19 protein-coding genes and 1 pseudogene are annotated in these 21,710 nt (G+C 54.9%); 9 read left to right on the top strand and 11 right to left on the bottom strand.

Annotation, left to right across the window (positions count from 1 at the left end):
* Positions 1-12: 12 nt before the first annotated feature.
* From gsiB to gsiD, 3 genes are all read left to right on the top strand, one after another.
* Positions 13-1,551, top strand: a complete 1,539-nt coding sequence (gene gsiB, locus KW828_RS02995; protein WP_218334922.1) for a glutathione ABC transporter substrate-binding protein GsiB — start codon at positions 13-15, stop codon at positions 1,549-1,551.
* A 72-nt stretch (positions 1,552-1,623) separates the two neighbouring features.
* Positions 1,624-2,544: a glutathione ABC transporter permease GsiC gene (gene gsiC, locus KW828_RS02990; protein WP_218334921.1), complete on the top strand. Its 921-nt coding sequence runs from the start codon at positions 1,624-1,626 to the stop codon at positions 2,542-2,544.
* Positions 2,545-2,546: 2 nt separating this feature from the next.
* Positions 2,547-3,458 (top strand): glutathione ABC transporter permease GsiD, encoded by a 912-nt coding sequence (gene gsiD, locus KW828_RS02985; protein ID WP_218334920.1) that lies wholly within the window; start codon positions 2,547-2,549, stop codon positions 3,456-3,458.
* A 255-nt stretch (positions 3,459-3,713) separates the two neighbouring features.
* Here gsiD and rimO read toward each other — a convergent pair whose 3' ends face one another.
* Positions 3,714-5,033 carry a 30S ribosomal protein S12 methylthiotransferase RimO gene (gene rimO / locus KW828_RS02980; protein WP_218334919.1) on the bottom strand — a complete coding sequence of 440 codons (1,320 nt, stop codon included), beginning with the start codon at positions 5,031-5,033 and terminating at the stop codon, positions 3,714-3,716.
* A 217-nt stretch (positions 5,034-5,250) separates the two neighbouring features.
* Between rimO and KW828_RS02975 the strand changes: the two genes are divergently transcribed.
* Both KW828_RS02975 and KW828_RS02970 read left to right on the top strand, forming a co-directional pair.
* Positions 5,251-5,634 (top strand): biofilm formation regulator BssR, encoded by a 384-nt coding sequence (locus tag KW828_RS02975; protein ID WP_218334918.1) that lies wholly within the window; start codon positions 5,251-5,253, stop codon positions 5,632-5,634.
* Positions 5,635-5,748: 114 nt separating this feature from the next.
* The gene (locus KW828_RS02970) at positions 5,749-6,864 is read left to right on the top strand and encodes a PQQ-dependent sugar dehydrogenase (protein WP_218334917.1); all 1,116 of its coding nucleotides are present in this window, start codon (positions 5,749-5,751) and stop codon (positions 6,862-6,864) included.
* Positions 6,865-6,892: 28 nt separating this feature from the next.
* Here the strand turns inward: KW828_RS02970 and KW828_RS02965 are convergent, their stop codons facing one another.
* Entirely contained in the window at positions 6,893-8,185 is a 1,293-nt protein-coding gene (locus KW828_RS02965) for an ABC transporter substrate-binding protein (RefSeq protein WP_371316083.1), read from the bottom strand.
* A complete protein-coding gene (locus KW828_RS02960) occupies positions 8,186-9,289 on the bottom strand; it encodes a cellulase family glycosylhydrolase (protein ID WP_218334915.1) in 1,104 nt (367 codons plus the stop codon).
* A 155-nt stretch (positions 9,290-9,444) separates the two neighbouring features.
* Between KW828_RS02960 and KW828_RS02955 the strand changes: the two genes are divergently transcribed.
* Positions 9,445-10,458, top strand: coding sequence for a LacI family DNA-binding transcriptional regulator (locus tag KW828_RS02955; protein ID WP_218334914.1), 1,014 nt, complete (start codon positions 9,445-9,447; stop codon positions 10,456-10,458).
* Here the strand turns inward: KW828_RS02955 and KW828_RS02950 are convergent.
* Positions 10,451-11,077: a glutathione S-transferase family protein gene (locus KW828_RS02950; RefSeq protein ID WP_218334913.1), complete on the bottom strand. Its 627-nt coding sequence runs from the start codon at positions 11,075-11,077 to the stop codon at positions 10,451-10,453. The two genes, KW828_RS02955 and KW828_RS02950, sit on opposite strands and share 8 nt — an antisense overlap.
* A 258-nt stretch (positions 11,078-11,335) precedes the next feature.
* Here KW828_RS02950 and dacC point away from each other — a divergent pair, with 258 nt between their 5' ends.
* Positions 11,336-12,538, top strand: a complete 1,203-nt coding sequence (gene dacC, locus KW828_RS02945; protein ID WP_218334912.1) for a serine-type D-Ala-D-Ala carboxypeptidase — start codon at positions 11,336-11,338, stop codon at positions 12,536-12,538.
* Positions 12,539-12,661: 123 nt separating this feature from the next.
* Here dacC and deoR read toward each other — a convergent pair whose 3' ends face one another.
* Both deoR and ybjG read right to left on the bottom strand, forming a co-directional pair.
* Positions 12,662-13,432, bottom strand: a complete 771-nt coding sequence (gene deoR, locus KW828_RS02940) for a DNA-binding transcriptional repressor DeoR (protein ID WP_218334911.1) — start codon at positions 13,430-13,432, stop codon at positions 12,662-12,664.
* A gap of 66 nt (positions 13,433-13,498) precedes the next feature.
* Entirely contained in the window at positions 13,499-14,107 is a 609-nt protein-coding gene (gene ybjG / locus KW828_RS02935) for an undecaprenyl-diphosphate phosphatase (RefSeq protein WP_218334910.1), read from the bottom strand.
* Positions 14,108-14,411: 304 nt separating this feature from the next.
* Between ybjG and KW828_RS02930 the strand changes: the two genes are divergently transcribed.
* On the top strand, positions 14,412-15,641 hold the full coding sequence (locus tag KW828_RS02930; protein ID WP_218334909.1) for an MFS transporter: 1,230 nt from the start codon (positions 14,412-14,414) through the stop codon (positions 15,639-15,641).
* Between the two features lie 55 nt (positions 15,642-15,696).
* On the opposite strand, the gene KW828_RS02925 is transcribed toward KW828_RS02930, so the two are convergent.
* From KW828_RS02925 to KW828_RS02915, 3 genes are all read right to left on the bottom strand, one after another.
* Positions 15,697-16,905, bottom strand: coding sequence for an MFS transporter (locus tag KW828_RS02925; RefSeq protein WP_218334908.1), 1,209 nt, complete (start codon positions 16,903-16,905; stop codon positions 15,697-15,699).
* Between the two features lie 70 nt (positions 16,906-16,975).
* Entirely contained in the window at positions 16,976-17,764 is a 789-nt protein-coding gene (locus KW828_RS02920; protein ID WP_218334907.1) for an OBAP family protein, read from the bottom strand.
* A 102-nt stretch (positions 17,765-17,866) separates the two neighbouring features.
* Entirely contained in the window at positions 17,867-18,607 is a 741-nt protein-coding gene (locus tag KW828_RS02915) for a DUF6216 family protein (protein ID WP_218334906.1), read from the bottom strand.
* Positions 18,608-18,898: 291 nt separating this feature from the next.
* Between KW828_RS02915 and KW828_RS02910 the strand changes: the two genes are divergently transcribed.
* Positions 18,899-19,306, top strand: coding sequence for a hypothetical protein (locus tag KW828_RS02910; protein ID WP_218334905.1), 408 nt, complete (start codon positions 18,899-18,901; stop codon positions 19,304-19,306).
* A 19-nt stretch (positions 19,307-19,325) separates the two neighbouring features.
* Here the strand turns inward: KW828_RS02910 and KW828_RS02905 are convergent.
* A pseudogene (locus KW828_RS02905) lies at positions 19,326-20,339 on the bottom strand (tyrosine-type recombinase/integrase).
* 85 nt (positions 20,340-20,424) lie between these two features.
* The gene (locus KW828_RS02900; RefSeq protein ID WP_218334904.1) at positions 20,425-21,681 is read right to left on the bottom strand and encodes a HEPN domain-containing protein; all 1,257 of its coding nucleotides are present in this window, start codon (positions 21,679-21,681) and stop codon (positions 20,425-20,427) included.
* Positions 21,682-21,710 lie beyond the last annotated feature (29 nt).

The following is a 21,710-nucleotide window of genomic DNA, read 5'->3' as shown; positions in this document are numbered from 1 at the left end:
CAGGAGAGTAACATGACACAATTTGTTGCGCGGAAATGGCAGGTCGCGCTCGGCGTGACCGCTGCGCTTGCGGCGATCCCGGCCTTCGCCGCGAAAGACGTCGTGGTGGCGGTAGCCTCCAATTTCACCACCCTCGATCCCTATGACGCGAACGACACGCTCTCCCAGGCGGTGGCAAAGTCTTTCTATCAGGGGCTGTTCGGGCTGGATAAAGAGATGAAGCTGAAAAACGTCCTCGCGGAAAGTTACACCGTGTCGGACGATGGTCTGGTCTACACCATTACGCTGCGGCAGGGCGTGAAGTTCCAGGATGGCACCGATTTTAACGCGCAAGCGGTAAAGGTGAACCTCGATCGCGCCAGCAATCCGGCCAGCAGCCTGAAACGCTATAACCTGTATAAAAATATTGCGCAGACCGAGGCGGTCGATCCGACGACCGTTAAAATTACGCTGAAACAGCCGTTCTCGGCATTTATTAATATTCTCGCGCACCCGGCGACGGCGATGATTTCACCGGCGGCGCTCGCCAAATACGGCAAAGAGATCGGTTTCCATCCGGTCGGCAGCGGGCCGTATCAGCTTGATACCTGGAACCAGACCGATTTTGTGAAGGTGAAGAAGTTTGCCGGTTACTGGCAACAGGGATTGCCGAAACTCGACAGCATCACCTGGCGCCCGGTGGTGGATAACAACACCCGCGCGGCAATGCTGCAAACCGGCGAGGCGCAGTTCGCTTTCCCGATCCCGTACGAGCAGGCGACGGTGCTGCAAAAAAACAGCAAGCTGGAACTGGTGGCAAGCCCGTCCATCATGCAGCGCTACATCAGCATGAACGTGACGCAAAAACCGTTCGACAACCCGAAAGTGCGGGAAGCGCTCAACTACGCGATTAACCGCCAGGCGCTGGTGAAAGTGGCCTTTGCCGGGTACGCCACGCCGGCGACCGGTGTGATCCCGCCGACGCTGGCGAACGCGCAAACGTATCAGCCCTGGCCCTACGATCCTGCCAAAGCGCGTGAACTGCTGAAAGAAGCTGGCTACCCGAACGGCTTTAGCACTACGCTCTGGTCGTCGCACAATCACAGCACCGCGCAGAAAGTGTTGCAGTTCACCCAGCAGCAGCTGGCGCAGGTAGGTATCAAAGCGCAGGTAACGGCGATGGATGCCGGGCAACGAGCCTCAGAAGTGGAAGGCAAGGGGCAGAAAGAGAGCGGGGTGAGAATGTTCTACACCGGCTGGACCGCCTCCACCGGCGAAGCCGACTGGGCGCTGTCACCGCTGTTTACCACCCAGAACTGGCCGCCAACCCAGTTCAACACTGCGTTCTACAGCAATCCGCAGGTGGATAACGACCTGGCCGCCGCGCTGAAAACCACCAGCCCGCAAGAGAAAGCCCGCCTGTATAAAGCCGCGCAGGATACGATCTGGAAAGACGCTCCCTGGGTGCCACTGGTGGTCGAAAAGCTGGTGTCAGCGCATAACAAGGATCTGACCGGGTTCTACATCATGCCGGATACGGGCTTTAGTTTTGATGATGCGGATTTGAAATAATGGGATTTCCCCTCACGCCGATCCTCTCCGCAGGGAGAAACCGGGTGAGGGGGGCCGGATTCAGGGTAGAACATGCTTAACTATTTTCTGAAACGCCTGCTGGGCCTGATCCCGACGCTTCTGATCGTGGCGGTGCTGGTGTTTTTATTTGTCCATTTGTTGCCAGGCGATCCGGCGCGACTGATGGCCGGGCCGGAAGCGGATGCGCAGGTTGTGGCGCTGGTGCGCCAGCAGCTCGGCCTCGATCAGCCGCTGTATGTGCAGTTCTGGCACTACATTACCGACGTGTTACGGGGTGATTTTGGCATCTCGATGGTGTCGCGCCGTCCGGTTGCCGATGAGATCGCCAGCCGCTTTATGCCGACGCTGTGGCTGACGCTCGCCAGCATGAGCTGGGCGATGCTGTTTGGCCTGGCGGCAGGCATTTCGGCTGCTGTCTGGCGTAACCGCTGGCCGGATCGTCTCGGCATGGCCATCGCCGTCACCGGGATCTCTTTTCCGGCGTTTGCCCTCGGTATGCTGTTGATGCAGGTGTTCTCCGTTGAGCTGGGCTGGTTGCCGACGGTCGGCGCTGATAGCTGGCGGCACTATATTTTACCGTCTATTACGCTCGGCGCAGCGGTGGCGGCGGTGATGGCGCGCTTTACCCGCGCCTCTTTTGTCGACGTGCTGAATGAAGATTACATGCGCACCGCCCGCGCCAAAGGGGTGAGCGAGACGTGGATCATCCTCAAACATGGTCTGCGTAACGCCATGATCCCGGTGGTCACCATGATGGGCTTACAGTTTGGCTTTCTGCTCGGCGGCTCGATTGTGGTGGAAAAAGTCTTTAACTGGCCGGGTCTGGGGCGTTTGCTGGTGGACTCGGTGGAAATGCGCGATTACCCGGTGATCCAGGCAGAAGTGCTGCTGTTCTCACTGGAATTTATTCTTATCAACTTAGTGGTGGATATGCTTTACGCCGCCATTAACCCGGCTATCAGGTACAAGTAAGGATGCGACTTTTAAACTGGCGTCGTCAGGCGATATTAAAGGCCATGCCCGGCCTGAAACCGGATCATGTGCGTACCCCCTGGCATGAATTCTGGCGGCGTTTTCGTCGGCAACCGGTGGCCATGGCGGCAGGGCTGTTTGTGGTGTTACTGATTGTGGTGGCGGCGATTGCGCCGTGGATCGCGCCGTTTGATGCGGAAAACTATTTCGACTATGACCGCCTGAACGACGGACCGTCCATGCTGCACTGGTTTGGCGTGGATTCGCTGGGGCGTGACATTTTCAGCCGCGTGCTGACCGGGGCGCAGATCTCGCTGGCGGCGGGCGTTTTCGCCGTGCTGATTGGCGCGGCGATTGGCACCGTGTTAGGTCTGCTGGCGGGCTACTACGAAGGCTGGTGGGATCGGCTGATCATGCGTCTGTGCGATGTGCTCTTTGCCTTTCCGGGGATTTTGCTGGCTATCGCGGTAGTCGCGGTGATGGGCAGCGGGATGGCGAACGTCATCATCGCCGTGGCGGTATTCTCCATTCCGGCCTTTGCCCGTCTGGTGCGCGGTAACACGCTGGTGCTAAAACAGCAGACCTTTATCGAGTCGGCGCGCAGTATCGGTGCCAGCGATGCCACTATTCTGTTCAGTCACATTCTGCCCGGTACGATTTCGTCGATTGTGGTCTATTTTACGATGCGCATCGGCACGTCGATTATCTCGGCGGCGAGCTTGTCGTTTCTGGGACTCGGCGCGCAGCCGCCGACGCCGGAGTGGGGCGCCATGCTCAACGAAGCGCGGGCAGATATGGTGATCGCACCGCATGTGGCGATCTTCCCGAGCCTGGCGATTTTTCTGACGGTGCTGGCGTTTAATCTGTTAGGCGACGGCCTGCGGGATGCGCTGGATCCGAAGATAAAAGGGTAGGGTGTTTTTCCAGGCCTGATAAGCGAAGCGCCATCAGGCGTTTTGCCGGATGGCGGCATAAATGCCTTATCCGGCCTACGGATTTTGTAGGCCTGATAAGCGAAGCGCCATCAGGCGTTATGCCGGATGGCGGCATAAATGCCTTATCCGGCCTACGGATTTTCCAGGCCTGATAAGCGAAGCGCCATCAGGCGTTTTGCCGGATGGCGGCATAAATGCCTTATCCGGCCTACATTGAGATTGAGTCCGCAGGTATTAAACCCGCGTTCCCCACAGATCATACTCGTCGGCGTTTTCCACTTTCACGCGGATCACATCGCCCGGTTTCACGTTGGTTTCGCCGTTCAGGTACACCGCGCCGTCGATTTCCGGGGCGTCCGCCATGCTGCGGCCAATCGCGCCTTCTTCGTCCACTTCGTCGATGATCACCATGATTTCGCGGCCCACTTTCTCCTGCAGACGTTCAGCCGAGATCTGCTGTTGCAGCTGCATAAAGCGGTTCCAGCGCGCTTCTTTGATCTCTTCCGGCACCTGGTCCGGCAGTTCGTTAGCGGTCGCGCCTTCAACCGGGCTGTATTTGAAGCAGCCGACGCGATCCAGACGCGCTTCGGTCAGGAAATCCAGCAGCATCTGGAAATCTTCTTCCGTTTCGCCCGGGAAGCCGACGATAAAGGTCGAGCGCAGGGTCAGATCCGGGCAGATTTCACGCCACTGTTTGATGCGCGCCAGCTGGCGATCAACAGAGCCTGGACGCTTCATCAGTTTCAGAATGCGCGGGCTGGCGTGCTGCAACGGAATATCGAGGTACGGCAGGATTTTGCCTTCCGCCATCAGCGGGATCACATCGTCCACATGTGGGTACGGATACACATAGTGCAGACGGGTCCAGACGCCCAGCTTCGACAGCTGCTCGCACAGACTGACCATGCTGGTTTTCACCGGCTCGCCGTTATAAAAACCAGTACGGTGTTTAACGTCAACGCCATAGGCGGAGGTGTCCTGGGAGATCACCAGCAGCTCTTTCACCCCGGCATCCACCAGACGTTTTGCTTCCGCCAGCACGTCGCCAATCGGACGGCTGTCCAGATCGCCACGCATGGATGGAATAATGCAGAAGGTGCAACGGTGATTACAGCCTTCGGAAATTTTCAGATAAGCGTAATGGCGCGGCGTCAGCTTCACGCCCTGTTCCGGCACCAGGCTTAAGAACGGGTTGTGCTTCGGCTTCGGCACATAGTGGTGAACGTGTTCCAGTACCTGCTCGTAGCTGTGCGGTCCGGTGATTTCCAGCACCTTCGGATGCACTTCGCGGATCTGATCCACTTTTGCGCCCAGGCAGCCGGTGACAATCACTTTGCCGTTTTCAGTCAGGGCTTCGCCAATCGCCTCCAGAGACTCCTGGACCGCGCTGTCGATAAAGCCACAGGTATTAACGATCACCATATCGGCGTCGTCATAGTTTGGCACCACATCGTAACCTTCGGTGCGCAACTCAGTCAGGATGCGTTCGGAATCCACCAGGTTTTTCGGGCAGCCGAGGGAGACGAAGCCAATACGGGGTTGTTGCATGCTCATACGCTCACAAAGTAAACAGGAAAATAAAAACCGGGCGATTTTACACGGCTTTTGGGCGGCACTCTACAGATGATTCGGCACGGTGAATTTTTTGGCGCGTTATCGCACTGTAAAAAATGTTAAGCAAGCGACAATTATTGATCTGGTGCATGTATCAGTCTAAAAATTGAACTTAAGATAAATTTGCACCTTATTCGATGAATGAGAGGAGGAGGCGATGAACGTTGACAGGCTTCAACTCCATCTGATGGAGCAACTGACCCACGCCAGACTTGAACTGGCAGCCTACGTCCAGCTACTGAAGGCGAAAGGCTATATGTCGGTCAGCGAAAGTAATCAATTGCGCGATAACTTCTTTAAGCTGTCGACCGAAATACGTGGCCTTGCGGAGCAACCTTCTGCCCCCTGGTCACGCCAGGAATGGGAAGCCCTGCGTGTTGCGGAGGGGGCGTTGTCCTCTGCGGCGGTCTGCCTGATGAGCGGGCACCACGACAGCCCAAGCTATATCGCGGTCAATGCGGATAAACTTGAACGCTGTCTGAATGCGTTAAACACCTGTATTGATGGCCTGGATGAGCAAACGCCCCTCGAAGAGGCCTGATCCTGGGGGAGGCGACTCCCCCTGCAGTTGCCTGAAATTAAAGCTTTTGTAAAAGTAACCGCGCTGTCGTCCTGACTGGCTAACCTTTATTCACTGCGACTAAAGGAGAGCACTATGCGCCGTTCCCCCCTGCTGGTTATTCCTGCCCTGTTATTAAGCACGTCACTGTTTGCCGCTCCTGCGCCGGTAAAGGTTGATGTTCTGCAAACCAAACTCGATCACCCCTGGGCGCTGGCGTTTTTGCCGGATGATCAAGGCATGCTGATCACCCTGCGCGGCGGGCAGTTGCGCCACTGGGACGAAAAAAGCGGCCTGTCGGATCCGATTGTGGGTGTGCCCCGCGTCTGGGCTAACGGCCAGGGCGGGTTACTGGACGTGGCGCTGGCACCGGATTTCGCCACGTCGCGCCGCGTGTGGCTGAGCTACGCGGAAGCTGACAGCGACGGAAAAGCCGGGACGGCGGTAGGTTACGGTACGCTTAGCGAGGATCAGACGCGGCTGGAGAATTTCCACACCGTTTTCCGCCAGACGCCGAAGCTCTCCACCGGCAATCACTTTGGCGGGCGACTGGTGTTTGATGGCAAAGGCTATTTGTACATCGCGCTGGGCGAGAATAACCAGCGCGCCACCGCGCAGGATCTGGACAAATTGCAGGGCAAACTGGTGCGCTTAACCGAGGACGGCAAGGTGCCGCCGGATAACCCGTGGGCCGGAAAAGCCGGTGCGCGGGCGGAGATCTGGTCATATGGCATTCGTAATCCGCAGGGCATGGCGATGAATCCCTGGAGCGATGCCCTGTGGCTTAACGAGCACGGCCCGCGCGGGGGAGATGAAATTAATATTCCTGAGCGCGGTAAAAATTACGGCTGGCCGCTGGCGACCCACGGCATCAACTACAGCGGGTTGAAAATTCCGGAAGCGAAGGGCGAGATCGTGGAAGGCACCGAGCCGCCGGTGTTTTACTGGAAGCAATCCCCGGCGGTAAGCGGCATGGCGTTTTACAACAGCACGACGTTCCCGCAGTGGAAAAACAAACTTTTTATCGGCGCGCTGAAAGATAAAGACGTGATCGTGATGAGCGTGAACGGCAATAAGGTTAGCGAAGACGGACGAATTCTTGGCGATCGCGATCAGCGCATCCGCGATGTGCGCATCGGGCCGGACGGCTATCTCTATGTGCTGACCGATGAATCTGACGGCGAGCTGTTACGGGTCAGCCCCGGCGCGTAACGCTGCGCCAGGGCTGGTCGCGGCAGGCTTAGCGCATCACACGTTTCAGGATGCGATTAGCCTGCTGCTCGAAATCGGTGGCCGCCTGCTCCACCGTTTTCTTGCCGTAATCGATACTTTCCCGCGCGGCGGTAAATTGCGCGCCGAACTGAGAGTCTTCCATATACGGCGTGGCGACGAATTTGTTCGGCAGCGCAAAGGATTGTAAGAGGGGGGCAATGACCGGATCGCTGTCGGTCAAAATGCCTTTTTCGCGCAGGATGGTGTCCGCCACCTTGCTCAGCGGCGCACCGCGCTCCATGCCAACCGGGATCACGCCGCCAGGTTCATTCACCATGAAGTTCAGCAGCATCGCCGCCTCCTTCGGGTGCTTAGTGGTGCGGCCAATGGAGTACATCATGGCCGTTTTCTGGAACTGTCCGGCGTCTTTGGCCTCCGGCAGCATCAGATAAGGGCCGAGCACCAGGTCGGAGTCAACAGGCAGCGAATGGCTTTGTGCCGGGTAGAGCGCGTTCCAGTTATAACTGCCCGCCCATTCGCCATTGATCCACGGCATCATTTCATACAGCGCCGTGCCTTTGCCATAAGAGCCGAGCACTTTCATGTTGGGCAGCACGTGAGCGTCGGTGAGCTGCTTATAAAACCCCAGCGCTTTGACGATCTGCTCATGATCCCAGGCCAGTTTGCGCTTTTCGAGATCCAGCATCGGCTTCTGGTCCTGCTGGTACATCCACGAAAAGACCAGCAGCATGCTGTCCTGCTCGCCGACATAGATCGGGTAATATTTATCGCCGAGCTTCTCTTTAAATACCTTTCCGGCCTCCAGCAGACCATCCCAGGTGGTGGGGAATGCCAGGCCCGCTTTCTGCCAGGTCACTTTGTTATAAAAAAATGCCATCACGTTGGTAGAAAGCGGCAGGGCATTCAGTTTGCCGTCGATGGTGGTAGTCGCCAGCGAGGCGGCGGAATACTGGCTAAGATCCAGTTGCCCGGTGAGCCTGTTCAGATCGTAAAAACCGTCCCCTTTTTTTGATAACAGCGTCAGCCAGTTCCAGTTGGTCTGGATCACATCGGCTTCGGTGCCGCTGTTAATTTGCGTGGTCAGCCGTGAGTACGAACCATCCCAGCCGGTGTATTCCGCTTTAACCTTAATGTTCGGGTATTTCGCTTCAAAGGCTTTCAGCGCCTCAAGCGTCGCCTGGTGACGGGCTTTGCCGCCCCACCACGAGAAGCGCAACGTAACGGGATCGGCGCTGAAGGCCGGGGCCACTGCGCTGGCGCAGCAACAGGCAATAAGGAGAGGTAAGATAATTTTCATGATTTATTCCTCATCACCTGTGGCGTACTGATGGGTCTGCTGCTGACGGGCGGTCAGGCGTTTCACCAGATGCATCTCCTGCTCGCGCCAGGGTTCGCCTTCCGGCGTCAGCACATCGTGAAACCACATTGACTGTGGATCCGGATGGCTTTTATTGACCCCCGGCCAGGGCAGCCAGGTCTGGGTTTTTCCCTGCACCAGCCCCCAGTGATAACAGCCGGTCTGATAGAGACTGAACAGCGGCAACTGTTCGCTGAACACGCAGCCGGTATGGCGGGAAAGCCACTCGGTGCACAGCACGGGCCGGTCGTACTGACCGAGCGAATGCAGGATCTCCAGTTGCATCATGGTGGGCGCATAGGCGTGATAGGTGATGATGTCCGACTGTTCCAGCGCCGCGATGTCGATAGGGTGCAAAAACGCTTTATTCGCCGCCACGTCTGCATGCCACGCGCCGATTGTCAGCGGCTGAACCGGATCGACATCCCGCGCCCAGTCAAACACCCGATACACCAGATCCAGCGCAAAACCCTCCAGCGCCTCGTCGTATTCGGCGAACTCTACCGCCGAGACAAACAGCCCGCGGTTGCCTGGCTCGTTATAAAGATCCCAGATGCTGATGCGCTCATCGTCGCCAAAGCTGCCGATCACGTCACGCACATAGGCTTCAACGCGCGGCCACTGGTTCGGATCCATAACGATTTTACGTCCTGGGCTGGCCGCCGCCTGGCTGTTGTGTACGCCCGTTCTGGGGGGCTTTTGCGGCCCGGCAAACGGCTCGTCTCCTGAAAAGGCGCAGTCATCCATCAGCGTCAACATGACTTTGATGCCGTGACGGGCGGCGAGGCAGAGAAACGTATCAATACGTGACAGCAGGCCATCGCGGTCGGTTTCCCAGACGATAAACGGCAGGTTGGTACGCAGACTGTTATAGCCATAGCGCTCCGCCCAGCCCAGTTCCTCGTCGATAGTCACGGGATCGAAGGTGTCTTCCTGCCACATCTCCGTCCAGTTCACCGCCGTGCGCGGCAGATAATTAAATCCGCAAGCCCAGCCGTGCTGCTGATACCAGCTTCTTGCCTGTTCAATACTCCAGCGTGTTCTCATCACATCCTCCTTGGTTAATAATTATTAGCTAATATTTATTAGTAAGGAGATGCACGCAAGGATCAAACGGCTGTTTTGCAGATCTATTCACAGAATCAGCGATCCGGTGAGCGGGGAGGGCTGTGATATAGTCAGCCGGGGCATAAGGATGAAAAATGCAGAAGAAAAATAAAATCACGATGGGCGATATTGCCCGGCTGGCGGGGGTATCCCAGGCGACAGTATCGCTGGTGCTCAATAACAGCCGCACAATCCGCCTGAGCGAAACCACCCGGCAGCGCGTGTTTGATGCCGCGAGAACGCTCGGGTATCAGAAGCTGGCGGTACAGCACCGTCCGGAAGGGCAGGAAGAAGTGGCGATGCTGGTGAGCACGATGCCCGCCTACGATCCCTTTGGCGATGCGCTCAGCGACGCCAGCGCCCGTGCATGGCAGCACGATACGCTGCTGTCGGTCTACGATTACGGCGACGACACGGAGCTGGCGCGGCATATCCTGCGTCAGCTGGCCAGCCGTCGTTGTGCTGGCGTTATTTTTGCCAGCCCGGTGACGCGACCGTTTGATTTCTCGCCCTTTGCCGATCTGTGTGATTTTCCGGTGGTGCTGCTGAATCAGTACGACGCCCAGCGCCCGTTGTTGCCCACCTTTTTACCTGACGATCGCGCCAACGCCTGCCAGATCACGCAGCATCTGCTGGATCAGGGCGTGACCCGCATTGCGCATATTTCCGGTGACGAATGGATGGATGCCAGCAAGGAACGACTCGACGGGTATGAACAAACGCTGCGCCATGCCGGGATCGCCCCGGATGCGGCGCTGGTGCATAAAACCGACTGGTCGCTGAACGCCACGTTTGACGCCACCCTGGCGCTGATGCAGCTGCCGGAACCGCCGCAGGCGATCTTTTGCGCCAGCGACTGGATGACGCTCGGCTGTTATCAGGCACTCGCCACGCTGGGAAAACGTATTCCAGAGGATGTGCTGGTGTGCGGCTATGACGATCAGCGCATCTCGCATCAGTTGACGCCACTGCTTACCAGTATTCAGCTGGCTTATAACGAGCTGGGCAGGATGGCGGTGGACTATCTGTGCGCCGGGGAAGATGCCGCGACGCACGTTAAGCTGGTGGGGAAATTACAGATCCGCGCCAGCAGCCAGCGCATCAGGTAACCGGGATCATCACGACGCTTTGCACCGTCGGACGCGCGCAAATCTGCTGATACCAGCGCATCAGCTCAGGGCGCGGCGTCCAGGCGGAATGCACGTTGAACAGGCTGTAAATAAAGGGCACCAGCGCAATATCCCCCAGACCAAATTCTTCACCTGAGAACCACGGTGTGGTTGCCAGCGCGTCATCGAGGATCTTAAGCAGAGCGTCGCAATCAATAATCGCTTCATCGATGGCCGCCTGATTACGCTGTTCCGGCGGCGTTCTGACCAGCCCTTTGAGGATCACGCTGTGGCGGGGAGCCAGCGTGGTGGCTGACCAGTCCATCCACTTTTCCGCCTGCGCACGGGCAGCCGGATTGTCGATCCACAGGCGTCCCAGGCCATACTGCGCGGCCAGAAAACGCACGATAGTGTTAGATTCCCACAGCACGCTGTTGGTTTCGTCATCACGCAGTAACGGCACCAGACCGTTCGGGTTCATCGCCAGGTATTCCGCATCATGATTCAGACCGTACTCTAAGCCGGCCATAATTTGCGTGTAAGGAAGTTCAAGCTCTTCCAGCGTCAGGCGAACTTTTTTGACGTTGGTGGAATTATTTCGGCCCCACAGGGTAATCATATAAATTCCTTCTCGGTGGTCAGCAGGAACGTGCGCCAGGCACACAACGTGGTCTATGTTGAGATAAAGTTAACATTCAGGCAACGAATAAGAAAAAAAAGCCTCCGCGTGCAGCACCGATCCCGTAAATTGCATAAACTTTATAAAACTTTACCGGCTGTTGGTTTCCTTCCTCGCCTGAGTACGTTATTACTCACCGTTTATTGCGAAGCGGTGTTGCAACGCGATTTTTTTTGAATGGATACACGGGTGGCATTTATGACGCATTTCTCTTTATCCCTGCGCGGCCTGGCGGCGGGCTCTGCGCTGTTATTTCTTTTCTCTCCTTCGCTGTATGCGGTTGAGCAGGTGCCGGCGGCGCCCGCTGTGGACGCCCGCGCGTGGGTGCTGATGGATTACGCCAGCGGCAAGGTGCTGGCGGAGGGCAACGCCGACGAGAAGCTCGATCCGGCCAGCCTCACCAAGCTGATGACCAGCTACGTGGTCGGGCAGGCGCTGAAAGCCGGCAAAATTCATCTCACCGATATGGTGACTGTCGGCAAAGACGCCTGGGCGACCGGTAATCCGGCGCTGCGCGGTTCTTCGCTGATGTTCCTCAAGCCTGGCGATCAGGTGCCGGTTTCCGAGCTGAACAAGGGCGTGATCATTCAGTCCGGCAACGATGCCAGTATCGCCATTGCCGATTACGTGGCGGGCAGCCAGGACTCCTTCGTCAGCCTGATGAACAACTATGCAAAACGACTGGGGCTGACCAATACCACCTTTAAAACGGTGCACGGTCTGGATGCGCCGGGGCAATTCAGTACCGCCCGTGACATGGCGCTGCTCGGCAAGGCGCTGATCCATGATGTGCCGGAAGAGTACGCCATCCACAAAGAGAAAGAGTTCACCTTCAATAATATTCGCCAGCCGAACCGCAACCGTCTGTTGTGGAGCACCAATCTGAACGTTGACGGCATGAAAACCGGCACCACAGAAGGGGCGGGCTACAACCTGGTGGCGTCTGCCACCCAGGGCGATATGCGTCTGATCTCGGTGGTGCTCGGCAGTAAAACGGATCGCATCCGCTTTAACGAATCCGAAAAGCTGCTGACCTGGGGCTTCCGTTTCTTTGAAACCGTTACGCCGATCAAGCCGGATGCAACCTTTGTCAGCACCCGCGTGTGGTTTGGCGACAGTAAAGAGGTGAAGCTGGGGGCCGGGGAAGCGGGGTCGATCACCATTCCGAAAGGTCAGTTAAAGAACCTGAAAGCGACCTGGACGCTGACCGAGCCGCAGCTGACCGCGCCGTTGAAAAAGGGCCAGGTGGTGGGCACGATCGATTTCCAGCTTAACGGCAAGGTGATTGAAAAACGGCCATTGCTGGTAATGGAAGCGGTGGAAGAGGGCGGTTTCGTCAGCCGTATGTGGGACTTTGTATTAATGAAGTTCCACGAGTGGTTCGGCAGCTGGTTCTCGTAACCGGAGCGGGTTTTTCGGTATTGTTGCCGGGTGGCGCTCACGCTTACCCGGCCTACGGAACTGGTTCTCGGAACCGGATCGGGGATTGCCGGGTGGCGCTTGCACTTACCCGGCCTACGTGATCTATCCGGCGTCGGAACAAATCAACGTTATCTGTTCGGCTTTCGCCACGGCACATAATGCCTCGTCGGGACGACGGTCGCTGACGATGGCGTCAAACGCGGTCAGCTCACCCATCCGCGCCGGGCGCACCTTATCAAACTTACTGTGATCGACCACCAGCACATGATACTGCGCGTGGGCCATCGCCCAGTGCTTCACCGGCAACTCTTCCAGATTGAAACAGGTCGCGCCCTGAACCGGGTGCACGCCCGCCGCCGAATAGAACGCCAGATCCGGGCATAAATTATTCAGCGTCTCTTTGAAGTTCAGCGGTTTAAAAATGGCATTGCTGGCGTGAAACTCACCGCCGCAGAGGATCGCCCGGCACAGCGGTTTTTCCTGTAACGCCATAAAGGTGTTGAGGGAGTAACAAATAGCGGTAAAGGGCAGGTCATGAGGAATGGCATCGATGATCCACGGGGTCGTGGTGCCGCAGTCGAAAAAGACCAGCTGATGCGCCTGCACCAGCTTGGCGGCGTACTGTGCGGCCTGCCGCTTTTCATCCACCAGCCGGGTTTTCTGATCGCTTAACAGGTAGTGGCTGGCGGTACGCGGCTCCAGCACGATATAACCGCCGAGCAGGACAACGGGCGCATTACGGGCACTGAGATCGCGACGAATGGTCATCTCTGAAACGCCTAAAAGCGCCGCCGCCTCTTTCAGGTGCAGCTTGTCGGTACGCTTCAGCGCCTGTAACAGCAGGCCCAACCGCTCGTCACGTTTCGTTTCCATAAATCCCCTGGCATAATGAAAACCCCGCTCGCTGCGGGGTGCTCAATCTTACCTGTGCCGGCAGGCTTAGTCACGCACCCAGCCTTTGCGGATCGGAATGGCGAAGCAGACGCGATAAGCGCGTTGCAGAGCGGCGTACAGCGGCTGACCGAAGGCGTGCCACAGCATCTGCGCACTCAGGCAACCGCTGATGCCCACCAGCAGACCGCCCAGCATATCCAGCGGCCAGTGCACGCCCAGATAGACGCGCGACCAGGCGACCAGCAGCGCCACGCCCATCAGCACGGTGCCTGACCAGAGGCGATGCCAGAACAAAAACGCCAGCGCAAAGGTAAAAGCCACGGTGCCGTGATCGCTCGGATAGGAGTCATCCGGCGCATGATGCAGGAAGTTATAGCCAACGCCGTCGACAAACGGGCGATCGTGCGGGAAGAGGTGGCCCATCACCCAGGAGACGGTCAGGCTGACGACAATCGCCAGCGCTATTTTGATCACCAGCTGTCGCTGGGCGCAGACCTGGCCGCGCGGCCCCCACAGCCACAGCACCACCGCCAGCAGCGGCACGATGTTAATCAGATCGCGGGCAATAAGAATGGCGGCCTGGATTAGCCAGCCGGGGGAATCCGGCGTCGCGTTCATCCAGGCGAACAGGGTATAATTCAGATCTTCCAGCATCGTCTTGTCACTCTTTTGCCGCAGGCTACCTGCATGGGAACGGTAAAAAAGGGATCACCTTAAAAGCACCGTCCGCGCGGGTAAACCAGTTTTGTCTTAGTTGTCCGGGGCTTGTGGGCAACCGGAATGAAAACGTTGCCTTGTGAGGATGACGCAGCCAGGTTAAACCGCGGCAAAATGGCCGGCGTTACGGCGGTGGTTAACAGGGTAAAATGTGCGAAATTTTGTCTGCATCGCAAAATTCGCTGTCACAGGGACGGTGCATTCATTACACTTTGCGCGATTTTTCAGGATAAAAAATTTCATGCAAAACCATGCTTTACCTGGCCGCCGTTTAGGACGCCAGGCGTTATTGTTTCCGCTCTGTCTGGTCCTGTACGAATTCTCAACTTATATCGCCAACGACATGATCCAGCCGGGCATGCTGGCGGTCGTTGAGCAGTACAACGCCGGCATCGAGTGGGTACCGACCTCTATGACCGCCTATCTGGCGGGCGGCATGTTTTTACAGTGGCTGCTGGGGCCGCTGTCGGACCGTATTGGCCGCCGCCCGGTGATGTTAACCGGCGTGGTGTGGTTTATCGTCACCTGTCTGGCGACGCTGCTGGCCCAGGACATCGAACAGTTCACCTTGCTGCGCTTTTTACAGGGGGTGAGCCTGTGCTTTATCGGTGCCGTGGGCTATGCCGCTATTCAGGAGTCTTTTGACGAGGCGACCTGTATCAAGATCACCGCATTAATGGCGAACGTGGCGCTGATCGCCCCCTTGCTGGGTCCGCTGGTGGGCGCGGCCTGGGTGCATGCTGCGCCCTGGGAAGGCATGTTTGTGTTGTTCGCGGTACTGGCGGCGATTGCCTTTTTCGGCCTGTATCGCGCGATGCCGGAAACCGCCACGCGACTGGGGGAGCCGTTATCCCTTAACGCGCTGGGACGGGATTACAAAGCCGTGCTGAAAAATGGCCGCTTCGTGGCGGGCGCGCTGGCGACGGGCTTTGTCAGCCTGCCGCTGCTGGCGTGGATCGCTCAGTCGCCGATCATCATCATCAGCGCGGAAGGCATGTCCAGCTATGAGTACGGCCTGTTGCAGGTGCCGATTTTTGGCGCGCTGATTATCGGTAACCTGGTGCTGGCGCGTTTGACCTCACGCCGTACCGTGCGCTCGCTGATTATCATGGGCGGCGGGCCGATTGTGGCGGGGCTGCTGGTGGCCGCGGTGGCAACTGTGGCGTCATCCCATGCCTATTTGTGGATGACCGCCGGACTGAGTATTTATGCCTTTGGTATTGGCCTTGCCAACGCCGGGCTGGTGCGCCTGACGCTGTTCGCCAGCGACATGAGTAAAGGGACAGTGTCTGCCGCGATGGGTATGCTGCAAATGGCGATTTTCACCGTCGGCATCGAAGTCAGTAAACATGCGTTTCTGGCGGGCGGCAATGGCCTGTTCAGCCTGTTTAATCTGGCGAACGGGTTGATCTGGCTGGCGCTGATGGTGGTGTTTCTGAAGGATAAAACCGTCGGTAATGCGTTGTCTTAATCTATCGATACAAACCCGCAGGCCCGGCAAGCTTGCGCCGCCGGGCAAATCAGTACTAATTCTCACACGGCTGGTTTTGCGGCTCAGGTTTCGCCACCGCACGGGCCACCAGCGCGGCAACAATCACCAGCCCCAGCACCACCATCATCGCGCTGCGCAGGCCGTAGTGCTCGCCGAGGAAGCCCAGCAGCGGCGGTCCCACCAGAAAGGCCAGATAGCCGGTGGTGGCGACCACGCTGACGCGCGTCGGTGCATCCGGGCCGGTATCGCTGGCAGCTGAAATCGTCAGCGGGAAGCCCAGCGAGGCGCCCAGCCCCCACAAAATCACCGACACGCCCGCCACCCAGGCGCTGTCCACAAAGATGATCAACGCAATGCCCAGCGCGCCCATCAGCGCACTGGCGCGCACCACCGCGACACGGCTGTAGCGATCGATAAACCAGCCGCCGGTAAAGCGTCCGACGGTCATCCCCAGCGTAAAGCCGGTATAAATCAGCGATCCGGATGTCGGGCTAAAGCCGTGTCCGTCCACCATCAGCAGCGGCAGCCAGTCATTGGCGGAACCTTCCGCAAAGGCCATCGCCAGCACCACCACGCCGATCAGCATCAGTTGCCCGTCGCGATAAAAAGGCACGCCTTTCGCGCCATGACCGTTTTCCTCGCCGGAGCCTTTACCGGTGCCGTCGGGGATCGCGGTGATGGAAATAATAATCGGCATAATGGTCGCCAGCGCCGCCAGCAAAATGTGCAGGTTTGCGCTCACGCCCAGCGCCGTCAGCCCCATGCCGACCCCCGCGCCCGCCAGCGTGCCGAGGCTGTAAAAGCCATGCATCATCGGCAGCACGGTTTTATCCAGCGCCTGTTCCACTGCCGCACCTTCGACGTTAATCGCCACTTCGGCCGAGCCGAGGCTCGCGCCAAATACCGCCAGTCCACAGGCGAACAGCAGCGGCGACGCGAACCACAGCGCCACGCTTAAGATAACCATGCCGACAACGCTAAAGGACATGGCGGTGCGGATCACGCTGCGGGTACCGAAGCGCTTGACCAGCCAGCCAGAGGAGAGGACGCCGCTCATTGAACCGACGGACAGCCCGAACAGCACCACGCCCATTCCCGCCGTGGAGACGGACAGGGTGTCGCGGATCGCCGGGGTGCGCGTCGCCCATGACGCCATTAACAGCCCAGGAATAAAGAAAAACATAAATAACGCCCAGGTGCGGCGTTGCAGTGCCTTGCGCGGCGAATGCGTCAGTGCGTTCATGCAAAATCTCCGTTGTGAGGCAAAAGTGTACGGCATTCTGCAAAAGAGGGTAAACCCGCAATGTTAATTATTATTGAACAGTCGCCGGGGGGTTTTCCGCTGGCGCAAAGCGCGTTTTGCCGTGCGCGTGCTCACCGCCGCCCTGTCCACGTTTTAACTGGATCACCTCTCCGTGCTGCCAGGCATCAGCGCCCGGTGCGACAGGATGCGCATCCAGATCGCGGCGCGACTCGCGGATGGCGTTGGTATCCACATCGAAAAGGCGGTCGCGTTCGGCAAGCAGCGCGGGATCGAGCTGACCGTCAGCCGTGAAGCCCATCATCAGCGCCGGGATGCCCAGTGGCAGGGTTTTGTCCCGGTCGGTGTGCCAGGTGTGCCAGGTTTTGCCGTAAGTGTTGACGATCTTATTCATCAGCGCCTTTTCGGCAGGTTTGGGCAGACCAGGGCCAATCAGGCTGCCGGACATCACTTCATGCCGGTGGCTGTGCCAGAGTTTTTTCTCGTCCGGTGGCAGGGTATTGAACAGCCGTTCGCTGATGATGTATTCCACGCCCATCAGTTTGGCGTCGCGGGTATTACCGTCATAAATCACCGCCTGCATCACGTCTTCATTTAATACGCTGACGTAATGGTGCGCTTCCATCTGACCATTCTGATCGCCGTTATAAAAGTGGAAACCGTCGAGATAAGTATTGATGGCATCAATTGGCGGCCGGGACTGCATCACGCCTGCGCCGGAATCCAGCAGCTGTAACGTGCCGGAGGTTTCCGCCCCCGGCGCAGTGACTTTCGAGGGGGAACTGTTGCCGCCGCAGCCAGAAAGAATAACGGCGGTAAGAAGGTACAGGGGGAATTTCATGTCAGCTCCGTCAGACAGATTAGGGTCTGTTAACCTTAGTCGGTTATGGGGGATGCGGGCAGACAATGGGGCATAACGTCAGAGGAGTAACGTTATTTATGATTACGTCAGATAACTTTCGGCTTTTTTATGCTGCTCGATAATATGTTTCCTGACAACATTACGGTAATAGAGCGTTAATAGCGTGCTGACAGCCAGCCAGAATAAACCTGTTTCGAAGAGGCTTAGCACGGAATAAAGCGTGCCTTTGGTTTTCCTGAAGTGGGTAATTTCATTCGATATAGAGTGGGTATGTTCTTTTTTCTGGAACATGTCGCAAATAAACCCCGTCAGATCTGCAGACAGCCTGCTTTTTTGCGCCAGTATGTCAACCGGCATCTTGTCACACTGCTCGCTCGTCAGGGTTAAGGTGTGACGAGGAAGCAGAGACGCCGTTTTAGCTCTGCCATGGGTCAAATAAAAGAATTCATCAGTAGGTTTATACACCAGCAACGTCGAGTCCGGCGGCGTGCGCAGGGTTTTGATGTGCATAATGGAGAGGAAAGACGCGCCACCCAGGCCTACGAAAATCAGCAGAAAACCAAAGAAGAGATCGGTGCGGGTATTTCTGGGAACAGTATTCAGCGGCAGGCTGACATAGAAAAGTCGCAGCGGCCACGCCGGTACACCCGCTTGCGAAAGAAATTCCGATTTGCCTTTTATCGGCGTATTAAGGAATTTTTTAACCAGCAGGAAAGCTGCGTAAATACCACCAATCACGCTAAAGATACTGGTTAACGTACCCAGCGGCGAGGTGAGGAATTCATTGGTGATAATATCTGCCACAGAATCAAAACTTTTCATGATGCTTCCTTGCTAAAGAAAACAGGACATCCGGGTGAGGAAACCCGCGCACCTCAGATCCATATCATCTTGTCACAAATTTCAGGCAACAAAAAAAAATTATGTAAATTGGTTAGTGAAAACAATGATTTGCGTAATAAGCAATAAGTTAGGTTAGTGGTAAGGAGTGGCGATTACGGGGCAATGCCAACCGCTGCCGCCATTTTGTCGCCACTGGCATTCATTGCTTATTTCTGACTATAAGCGAAAGTTTATACTTCGCTCCAATGATTAGTTTACCCCGGATAAGCCATGAAGCTGTTAATAGCCTCTATGTTATTGTTGTTTGGCCCTAGCAAGGGTTTTGAGTGCTACGTTAAGAAATTTCTACCTGATGAGTACGACAACCCTAATTTTAGTGATTCGTCTCAAGGATTACGGAAAAAACTCCACTCGGCTGCAGCGACCAATTTTGTATTTTTCGCTGTTGTCATGGTTGGCATCTGGTATGAATGGCGGATAGAGCCGACATTTATCAATTGCGTTAAAGCAGAGTCTGCATACATTGCACTAACAGTTACATTAGGGCGAGGTGGCTGGAATATCCAGACATACAAGGGTAACACTCTTACGGAAAGAATTGATCGGTGCATCTACAAGTTGGCACAGTACATCAATGTGGCGATTTTGCTGGTGACGTTATATTACCCAGGCAAATGACTTATGCACTCAAGGTTGCTCAAGGGTTAAAGCGCAACACGGTTTCAAGGTGATCAGGGGCCAGGTGAGCATAGCGCATGGTCATTTTTATGTCGTGATGGCCGATGATTTTCAGCAGGGCAAGGATATTGCCGCCCGACATCATAAAGTGTGCTGCGAACGTGTGGCGCAGAACGTGGGTAAGCTGGCCACGAGGAAGCACGATGGAGGTTTTGTCCATCACAGACAAAAATTGGAAGTAGCAATCCGTAAAGAACTTGAAGCCGTCCAGGGCAATGATTTCCTCGTAAAGCTCTTTGCTAATCGGAATGCTTCGGTTCTTTTTGCCTTTGGTCCTGACGAACGTGATTCGGTACTTTGTAACCTGAGCGCGCGTGAGGTCACTGCTTCGCGCCAGCGTGTACCGGCGCTCAGGCAGATCTTAACAACCAGAGCGAGGGCCGCTTTGGCGTTGGCAGTCGTACAGAAGCTCTGTGATTTGTTCATGCATCAGCCAGGCCATTTCTTTTTTGGCAATAGTGAACTTACGCATGTTCTCCAATGGGTTCGGTGCTGCCCATTCTCCCAGACGGACCAGCTCGCTAAGCACACCGCTCAATAGCTTTGCTCAAGATTGATGGTTACTACCGGGCTGGCACTCTTCTTCCATTCTTCCATTCTTCCACTTCTCACTGAAATAGATTTCACCCGTCAGGCGTTTGTCACGATAATGCGCGAACAATTTCGAGCTGAGATCTGTAGCAAGAGGGTTTCCGAGTGCAGCTACCATCAGGACCAGCTTGTCTTAACCATGCTCGCCAGCGGTAAGGGATTTGCCGTGCAGTTTGAACCAGAGTTCAACGACGTCTTTGAGAGTCCGACGGTCTATCGATTCACCGAGCCAGGGCTTAACCTCTACCTCATCCATCGTGTGACGATCAAAAGCCATCGTTTAGCCTTTGGTGGCGAACTGTTTACGCACGCGGCGTCCGCTGCGCCCTGCGCGGTAGCATTCGCAAATCCATTTTCCTGTGTCGAGTTTTCGTATTGCCATAAAAAAATCCCTCATGTCTAAGGGCTAAATTCAACTGTATATTTGAACAGTGATCAATGTTTGATAACTATTAGATAAAACAATATCATTCATTTTTATCTGCTTCATCTAACTCAGCCTCAATACTTGATATCTTGAAGTTAACAAGTTCTTTAATAGAATGACACAAATTCATTAAATCATGTATCTCGAAGTTATCGCATTTACTTAGAGTATCGTCATTTGTAGAGATATTAATTAAATGCATCACATCTTCTGCCTTGAATTTTTCATCATGCAAAACATTTTGGAACGTTGTTTGTATTATTTTGTAATAGCTATTGAAGTTTTCATCATCTGGATGTGTAAGTTGATATAAATTTCTTATTTGTAGATATAATTCAAGCACTCTATCTTTGAAAAGTTCTTCATCACTTTTAGAATTGTTAGAAAACTCATTCTCGAACTGGGATGTTAATTCTTCTTTTTCCTTCGGATCAATAGTTAGAGTCTCAGTTTTATCAATTGCTTTTTTTAGAACTGGTTTCAATATTTCCGTTAAGCGAATTACTTCATCAAGATTCTGTTTTGTGAAATCTCTATTATGAGCAACTTTGCATCTGAGTCGATACAATATACTCCAATTTTTTATTATAGTGTCAGATTTTGCGTCGACATTTGACTCAAAGAATTTTTCCCAGTTTGTTCTGGGAACTATTTTTTTCAATTCTGAGAATATGTCACTGTTAAAGTCTTTAAATTCAAGTGGAGCTAATGTTCGAATCAAATCTGCCATTTCAAGCTCTCGGTAGGATTTGAATAAGAAGTCTGATAATTCAATGAAATCAACTTGATACATTAAATTGTGTTCATTGTAATCAGTGTTTTTTTCCGATTTTTTTAATGCTCCTGAAAATTCCTTCGGCACTGAGTCTTCTGTCCAGGATAATCCAACATTATGTATCATGAATTTTGTTATTAATTTCCTCATGAGATTTTCAATTTCATGAATTAATGGGTAAGCCTGAATTGAGTAATACTTGCTTATATCATCCCAAATGATTTGAGTGCTGCCCAATTTACTTTCGCTAGAAATTTTTTTGAATAGTCTTATTAATTTTGAAAAAGTAATTAAATTGTGTTCATTGACATCGCAAAGTGTTAGCTTTACAAATAAAGATTCTTTGTTGTTTCCATATTCTGATATTTCACAATTGAATAACTGCTCTTTGAAGTTTAACTTTTTTGGTGAAAATGTGACTTCCTCACTGGCCTCAATTATTTTTTTATAGGCTGACGGAGAGCGACCAAAGGAGGTATCTTTATTCACTATTAGTAACATTTCAACTATACATTCATCCATTAGATAGTTCCTTGTTCAGGTGGTTGATT

This window comes from Enterobacter sp. ENT03, assembly GCF_019218745.1.
Lineage (GTDB): Bacteria > Pseudomonadota > Gammaproteobacteria > Enterobacterales > Enterobacteriaceae > Enterobacter_D.
This window is presented reverse-complemented; position numbering and strand designations above follow the sequence as displayed.

Coding starts and splice junctions, on each gene's coding strand:
- gsiB (WP_218334922.1), top strand. CDS start 13: ATGACACAATTTGTTGCGCGGAAATGGCAGGTCGCGCTCGGCGTGACC.
- gsiC (WP_218334921.1), top strand. CDS start 1,624: ATGCTTAACTATTTTCTGAAACGCCTGCTGGGCCTGATCCCGACGCTT.
- gsiD (WP_218334920.1), top strand. CDS start 2,547: ATGCGACTTTTAAACTGGCGTCGTCAGGCGATATTAAAGGCCATGCCC.
- rimO (WP_218334919.1), bottom strand. CDS start 5,033: ATGAGCATGCAACAACCCCGTATTGGCTTCGTCTCCCTCGGCTGCCCG.
- KW828_RS02975 (WP_218334918.1), top strand. CDS start 5,251: ATGAACGTTGACAGGCTTCAACTCCATCTGATGGAGCAACTGACCCAC.
- KW828_RS02970 (WP_218334917.1), top strand. CDS start 5,749: ATGCGCCGTTCCCCCCTGCTGGTTATTCCTGCCCTGTTATTAAGCACG.
- KW828_RS02960 (WP_218334915.1), bottom strand. CDS start 9,289: ATGAGAACACGCTGGAGTATTGAACAGGCAAGAAGCTGGTATCAGCAG.
- KW828_RS02955 (WP_218334914.1), top strand. CDS start 9,445: ATGCAGAAGAAAAATAAAATCACGATGGGCGATATTGCCCGGCTGGCG.
- KW828_RS02950 (WP_218334913.1), bottom strand. CDS start 11,077: ATGATTACCCTGTGGGGCCGAAATAATTCCACCAACGTCAAAAAAGTT.
- dacC (WP_218334912.1), top strand. CDS start 11,336: ATGACGCATTTCTCTTTATCCCTGCGCGGCCTGGCGGCGGGCTCTGCG.
- deoR (WP_218334911.1), bottom strand. CDS start 13,432: ATGGAAACGAAACGTGACGAGCGGTTGGGCCTGCTGTTACAGGCGCTG.
- ybjG (WP_218334910.1), bottom strand. CDS start 14,107: ATGCTGGAAGATCTGAATTATACCCTGTTCGCCTGGATGAACGCGACG.
- KW828_RS02930 (WP_218334909.1), top strand. CDS start 14,412: ATGCAAAACCATGCTTTACCTGGCCGCCGTTTAGGACGCCAGGCGTTA.
- KW828_RS02925 (WP_218334908.1), bottom strand. CDS start 16,905: ATGAACGCACTGACGCATTCGCCGCGCAAGGCACTGCAACGCCGCACC.
- KW828_RS02920 (WP_218334907.1), bottom strand. CDS start 17,764: ATGAAATTCCCCCTGTACCTTCTTACCGCCGTTATTCTTTCTGGCTGC.
- KW828_RS02915 (WP_218334906.1), bottom strand. CDS start 18,607: ATGAAAAGTTTTGATTCTGTGGCAGATATTATCACCAATGAATTCCTC.
- KW828_RS02910 (WP_218334905.1), top strand. CDS start 18,899: ATGAAGCTGTTAATAGCCTCTATGTTATTGTTGTTTGGCCCTAGCAAG.
- KW828_RS02900 (WP_218334904.1), bottom strand. CDS start 21,681: ATGGATGAATGTATAGTTGAAATGTTACTAATAGTGAATAAAGATACC.